Source organism: Enterococcus sp. RTP21361st1_A6_RTP21361_211029, assembly GCF_040910045.1.
GTDB lineage: Bacteria > Bacillota > Bacilli > Lactobacillales > Enterococcaceae > Enterococcus_D > Enterococcus_D gallinarum.
In genome coordinates, this window is record NZ_JBDGBK010000134.1 from 1 (window position 1) to 6,002 (window position 6,002).

Genomic DNA, 6,002 nt, shown 5'->3' on the forward strand with positions numbered 1-6,002 from the left:
GTGCTTATCGAACAAGTGAAAAATGCTATTGCAGCAAGGTTATTTGTAGTTTCCTGAAATTTTATGAATTATTCAGGGCAATAATAAAGGTTTTAATTTCAGCCTTTTTAATTAGAAAATCAATTTTCCCAAATTATTTTCTTTAGCTTTCTTAACGATTTCTGTCGCAACTACCACATCTAATACAGCCGAACCAACTGTTTTGAAGATCGTGATTTGTTCTCCACTTGTCCGACCGATCAATTCTTCATTGATCAGTTGGCCTAGTTCCCCATGATAGCTGTCTCTTTGAATATACCCATCTTGCAGCGGTGAAATGAAGTCCCCAGCTTCTTTTAGAACACCGTCCATGGTATCAAAAATAACAACATCTGCGGCTTTGATTATTTCTCGTGGAATTTCACACATTTCCGGTGTGTAAGCACCGACTCCATTGATGTGCGCACCTTTTTTGACCCACTCAGCAGAGAATGTCGCACGTTTTGAAGTGGTCACACTTGTAATGATGTCTGCTCCTTCAACGCATTCTTGACTGGTTTTTGTTGGGCGCATCGTTACAGAAAATTGTTGCATCATTTTTTCAGCAAATTGGCTGGCACGCTCAAAATCAATATCAAAAATCCGAACTTCTTCTAATTTACGAACGGTCAACATTGCTTCTAATTGTGACTGTGCTTGTCCGCCGGTTCCAATCAGCGCGCCAATTTTAGCATCTTCTCTTGCAAGAAGTTCTGTTGCTGCTCCTTGAACAGCGCCTGTTCTTAATTGTGTCAAATAAGTACCATCCAAACAAGCGGATACCATACCCGTTTCTGGATCCAATACGATCATCGTTGCTGGTACACTTGGTAAGTTTTTCTTGATGTTTTCAGGATACACGGAAACGATTTTGACACCTAGCGCGCCTTCGCCACCTTCTACATAAGCAGGCATATATAAGCTTTGTCCGTTGCTTTTTGGCACATCGATATTGGTGCGAAGAGGCACACTTGCCTTTCCTGCTGAATACAATGATAGTGCTTTTTTGTCCGCATCGATGGCTTCTCTCATTGAAAAACTTTTGATAATATCTTCTTTTTTAAGAAATAACATTTGAATCGCTCCTTAATTAGCTGCTGTAACTTTTTTTAATTGACTGCCCAACATCGTATATGCACTGTATAGTAAGACCAAAATCACGATCCATTTCAGGATATAGGTATCTAAAGATTTGACTAGGAATACAGCGACCAATACCCCCAATACACCGAAGGTTGAAGTAAAAAGTGTGATTTTTCTGCTGTATTCATTAAATTTAATGAATTGAACACTGCCGATCGGTACTGAGAAGGTACAAGCCCCCATCATAATAGGAAAGGCTGCAACTGGATTCAAGCCTAGCAAGTAGACAGTTACCATCGTTAACGCATAAGAACCAATGCCGATATTGTTCAATGCACCATAGACAAAGAGTAAAAATCCTGCCAAGATTAATTTTCCGCCATACAATTCACTGGCTGTTCCGTTTGATGGAATCCAGTTCATTTGTCCTGCAAAAATCAACAATGCAGCAATGACCAATCCTATGCCGACAAACAGTTTGATCGTTTTCTCTGGTAACTTCACGACAAATCTTGGTCCTAAATATGCACCGATAATTTGGCAGATAATACAAACAGCTAGTGTCTTGATCCCTACGTTGATGGCAGTGATGTAAGACAATGCCATGACGGCTACCGGTACTACACATTGGGTATTCAACGTTCCGGGTAGTTTTTTCATGCTGACCCATTTCAACTTTGGATAAAGGACGGTTCCGATAGCAAAGTCGGAAACGCCAAATGTTGAAAGAAAGAAGATGATAAATGACGTGAAGGGCAACAGACGCATATCCCCTGGTTCTTCTTTGAAATTTTGTTTGTTTTTGAAAAGGTCTCTTAGAAAGTAAATAATAAAATATAGATTGATTGCGACAATTAGTGTCAGCAAAATATTCCGAATCATAAAAAATTCCTCCTACTAGTAAATCTTTCTGATTCCCTCAAAGCCCTCACCATATTTTGCTTTAAGTTCTTCAGGAGATTCTGCAATCACTTTTAGTGTATATGCATCATGTTTGACATATTCTTTTGCTAGATTGACCATGGCGTGGTTTTTTGTCCAAGTGACATCGGTTGATTGCAGTTCTTCGTTAATGGTACCAAACACGACTTCTTGCTCATCGGCGACGATGTTGATCCATCTTGCTCCAAAGTCAGCAAGTTTGTCTGTTTCAAAACCATGAATATAATACTTTTCTAAGGGAAGATCATATTCATGGGTAGAACTGAATAAAATCAGTACAAACTTATCAACTCTTTTTTCAGCTTGCTGCAATGCCTTTAGTAGTGAATCCGTGAAATTCTCATGCCAAACTTGAATGAGCAAACTTTCTTTTGCGTTTTTCACCAAATGCTCTACTTTATCCAGAACATACTCGATACCATCAACTTTCCACAGCATTTCTTCTTCATCTTTTTCTTTGATCATCCCTAGATTCTTGGTAAGAAAAGAAAGATCATTTTTAACACTTTTTTCTAATTTCTCTAAAAACTCATTTGCCGAGATGGCATGATAAAGTTTAGGTTCTGATTTATTAACGACAATCAAATTCTTTTTTAATAGTTTTTCCAAAATATTATATACTTTCGAGCGTGGCACACCTGAGATTTTACTTACTTCATATCCTGTAAGATTACCTTTTTCTAATAGTGTGGTATACACTCTTGTCTCCATCTCTGAAAAATCATATTTTTTCATGATTTGAATAATCGTTTCCATTGATTAATCCTCACTTTATTTTTAGTAGCTACTACGGTAACAACTATAAATTCTTTTTGATTATCTGTCAAGAGTTAGTTCAATAACACACATATAATAATTAGCTTAAAAACAAGATTTTTATTAAAAAGAAACATTATAATATGAATATTTGTGAAAAAATAATACAACTTAGTCATTCTTTACAACGATTTATAGAAAAACAACCTCTTTAAATATAAAAGGTACGGGTTACTGATTACTTGTAAATCTTTACGTTCCAGTTTTATTCTTTCTAAAAAACATACTCACTTCTTTTCTTAGACTTCTTTTTTTGATTCTCCTCTTTATGGTCTTGTCCTTTTTTGCCTTCAAAATATTTAAATAAACCCCTTTCAAAAGCATTTCTAGGTTTTGGACAATAAGGAATGACTTTTTTCTTCATATAAATACCTCATTTAACTATTTGATATCATCACATTATCAAAAAAAATAGGTTTTTTATTAAAACTATCTTGACCTTTCGGGAGATTTCACTGTGATTTATTTTTATTCCCATACTTTTTTCGTTGGTCACTTTCGTATACCTAATCTAAGCGATCATCGGCGACGGTGCTTTTACAACGAATGGCAGGACAAAACAAGGGGCGGAAAAACTTTTTTGCCTATTTCATAAAAAACTTTTTCCTACAGCAATCCCTTGTTTTGTCCTACCACACGTTGTGAACCCAAAGCACGCCGACGAACGCTTAGCTATACGAAAATGACCTCCAAAAACAAAAAAGTGAGGTGAATAGAAACAAAAAGAAATTGAAATCTCCCAAAATGTCGTCCGCCTCGGAGACAACTTGCTGCTGAAAATGGTTGGTTAATTCATTTAAGTATTAAATAAGATAAATCATCAAATTAATCGGAAAAATAGCATGATTGGCCTTATCAAAAATAAACTGTAAAAACTTATATTTCTATGAGTGGTGGAACAATGCTAATACCAAATTAATTTATCGATTACCCACCTGCACAAACCAAAGATAGCATTATTAGGAAACGAATCAATCAGCGAATCCAGCATTATAATGAGGATACTAAAAATAAAGTTTTCATAATTATAAATCCGCCTTCCTACGAAAGGCACCAATGAGGTGATGAAAACCTTAGAGCGCTTTCTTTCTTTTTTTATTCCGTGTTACCCTTTCCTTGCAGGTCCCTGGTACACTACAGAACCCGAGGAGGTGAGTGGCGGGGCTGTATAGCGGCAACCCCGCATAATTATATGGTGTCGGTCATCCGTTAAGGCATCAATGAATGGCGCAAACCCGTAGCCCGTAAACTTATCTCTTCCGAAGTTGACTCGATTTCGCCGGATGACCAGTCCCTACCAAACCTGTACTATTTTTTTACAGGAGGTTGCTATGTTCAAAATCTTTCGTAAAAATTGTTGTGGCTTGGATGTCCACAAAACGTGGATCTATGCGTGTATCGGAATCACAGATGCGAATGGTCGTACAGTGTATAAGCAAGCTCGCTTCTCTTCCTTTACAAAAGGTCTCAATGAATTAGCTGAATGGCTTGCTAAATACAACTGTAAGGATGTGTGTTTGGAATCTTCCGGTAAATTTTGGATCCCTGTTTTTAATATTCTTGAAAAAACTTGTTTTGTCACACTGGCTCATCCGAAGTACACCAAACCCCAGAAAGGAAATAAAACAGATCGCAAAGATGCAAAAATGGATTTGTGATCTCTTTATGTGCGACATGATCAAACCCAGTTTTATTCCTGGTCTTGAAATCCGCCAGCTTCGTGATCTAATGCGTTATCGGACGAAACTGACCAACATGAAAACAAGTGAAAAGAATCGTGCTTTAAACTGCTTAACCGTTTCTAATCTGAAACTAGATGATGTTTTTAGTGATGTGTTCGGAAAATCATCCACTTCTATCATCCAATACTTGTTAGAACATCCCGGTGAATCATTTGATGTTCGACCATTTATCCATGCCCGTTGTAAAACTCCCGTTGAAGAAATCCAAGCGGCAGTTGAGGGGGCGATTTCTGTACCTCAAGCGATTAAGCTTCGCCAATGCCTCAACCATATTAACGAGATTGAGAAGCATCGAGAAGAGATCAATCTAGAGATTCAAGCTCTTGCAGAACCCTTCTCCCCTGTTTTGGAACTACTTCGTACCATACCGGGCTTAGACACTCAGCCAATAACAGCGATTGCGATTCTTTCAGAAATAGGACCGGATATGTCCGTGTTTCCAACTTCGAAACACTTTATTTCTTGGGCTGGATGCTGTCCAAGAAACGATCGCAGTGCCCGACGAACAAAATCAACACGTATCTCTCGTGCAGGGCAGTCGTTGAAACCGCTACTTGTACAGATTGCCAATGCTCTTCTCAGATCCAAAGAACATCCAGAATTTAAAAATCGCTATCGTAGAATCAAAGCGAATCGTGGACACAAGAAAGCTATCATTGCTATTTGTAAGATGCTCCTGACCGCTATCTGGAATGTCTTATCAAAGGTGGAACCCTATTCTGCTAAAGGATATCTGGAGCCAAAACCTGCGAAAGAAGAGAAAGTTCTGACGCAATCCCAAGCTCTGGACCTTTTAAGAAAACGCGGATATACCATTATAGATAGTGCTTAAACCAAAGTTACGTTGATTCTTCCTAAATAGACTCGTTGTCTTCCATTTCAAAAATTTTGAAAACGGTAGGCTTATGAATCGGCTACACTAGACTAGACAGAAAAAATAAGGTGTGTAGAATAATAAAAAACACACTGGAGGATTTTTCATGTCAAGACGTCAACGAAGAACCTATTCAAAAGAATTCAAACAACAAATCGTCGATCTCTATCTCGCTGGTAAGCCTCGCGCAGAAATTATTCGAGAGTATGAGCTTACGCCTTCTTCTTTCGATAAATGGATGAAGCAAGCACAATCAACGGGCTCATTCAAAGAAAGAGACAACTTAACACCAGAACAAGCAGAATTGATCGCACTAAGAAAGAAAAATAAGCAACTCGAAATGGAGAATGATATTTTAAAGCAAGCGGCGCTGATATTCGGACGAAAAGACAAGTAATTGATGCCAACAAGCATAAATATTCCATATCAGCGATGTGCAAAATTCTAAATATTTCTCGTCAAACCTACTATTATCAAGCGAAACCGATCGAAAATGAGTCCGACTTAGAAGAGATCGTTCAGGAAGA

At 37.8% G+C, this 6,002-nt stretch carries 6 protein-coding genes and 1 pseudogene; 3 read left to right on the forward strand and 4 right to left on the reverse strand.

The window, feature by feature from the left end; translation table 11 throughout:
* Positions 1 to 111: 111 nt before the first annotated feature.
* The 4 genes from AB5Z52_RS15770 to AB5Z52_RS15785 all read right to left on the reverse strand — a co-directional run bounded on the left by AB5Z52_RS15770 (position 112) and on the right by AB5Z52_RS15785 (position 3,223).
* Complete coding sequence (locus tag AB5Z52_RS15770; protein ID WP_002303714.1) at positions 112 to 1,092, reverse strand: ornithine cyclodeaminase family protein; 981 nt, start codon at positions 1,090 to 1,092, stop codon at positions 112 to 114.
* A gap of 12 nt (positions 1,093 to 1,104) precedes the next feature.
* The gene (locus AB5Z52_RS15775; protein WP_002302368.1) at positions 1,105 to 1,983 is read right to left on the reverse strand and encodes a sulfite exporter TauE/SafE family protein; all 879 of its coding nucleotides are present in this window, start codon (positions 1,981 to 1,983) and stop codon (positions 1,105 to 1,107) included.
* 15 nt (positions 1,984 to 1,998) lie between these two features.
* Positions 1,999 to 2,799, reverse strand: coding sequence for a TrmB family transcriptional regulator (locus tag AB5Z52_RS15780; RefSeq protein WP_002303713.1), 801 nt, complete (start codon positions 2,797 to 2,799; stop codon positions 1,999 to 2,001).
* Positions 2,800 to 3,073: 274 nt separating this feature from the next.
* The gene (locus AB5Z52_RS15785; protein WP_002302365.1) at positions 3,074 to 3,223 is read right to left on the reverse strand and encodes a hypothetical protein; all 150 of its coding nucleotides are present in this window, start codon (positions 3,221 to 3,223) and stop codon (positions 3,074 to 3,076) included.
* A gap of 967 nt (positions 3,224 to 4,190) precedes the next feature.
* On the opposite strand from AB5Z52_RS15785, the gene AB5Z52_RS15790 reads away from it, so the two are divergent.
* The 3 genes and pseudogenes from AB5Z52_RS15790 to AB5Z52_RS15800 all read left to right on the forward strand — a co-directional run.
* On the forward strand, positions 4,191 to 4,517 hold the full coding sequence (locus AB5Z52_RS15790) for a transposase (protein WP_002303711.1): 327 nt from the start codon (positions 4,191 to 4,193) through the stop codon (positions 4,515 to 4,517).
* The gene (locus tag AB5Z52_RS15795) at positions 4,498 to 5,433 is read left to right on the forward strand and encodes an IS110 family transposase (RefSeq protein WP_002349179.1); all 936 of its coding nucleotides are present in this window, start codon (positions 4,498 to 4,500) and stop codon (positions 5,431 to 5,433) included. The genes AB5Z52_RS15790 and AB5Z52_RS15795 overlap by 20 nt, the downstream gene beginning before the upstream one ends.
* 148 nt (positions 5,434 to 5,581) lie before the next feature.
* A pseudogene (locus AB5Z52_RS15800) lies at positions 5,582 to 6,002 on the forward strand (transposase); the annotation flags it as partial.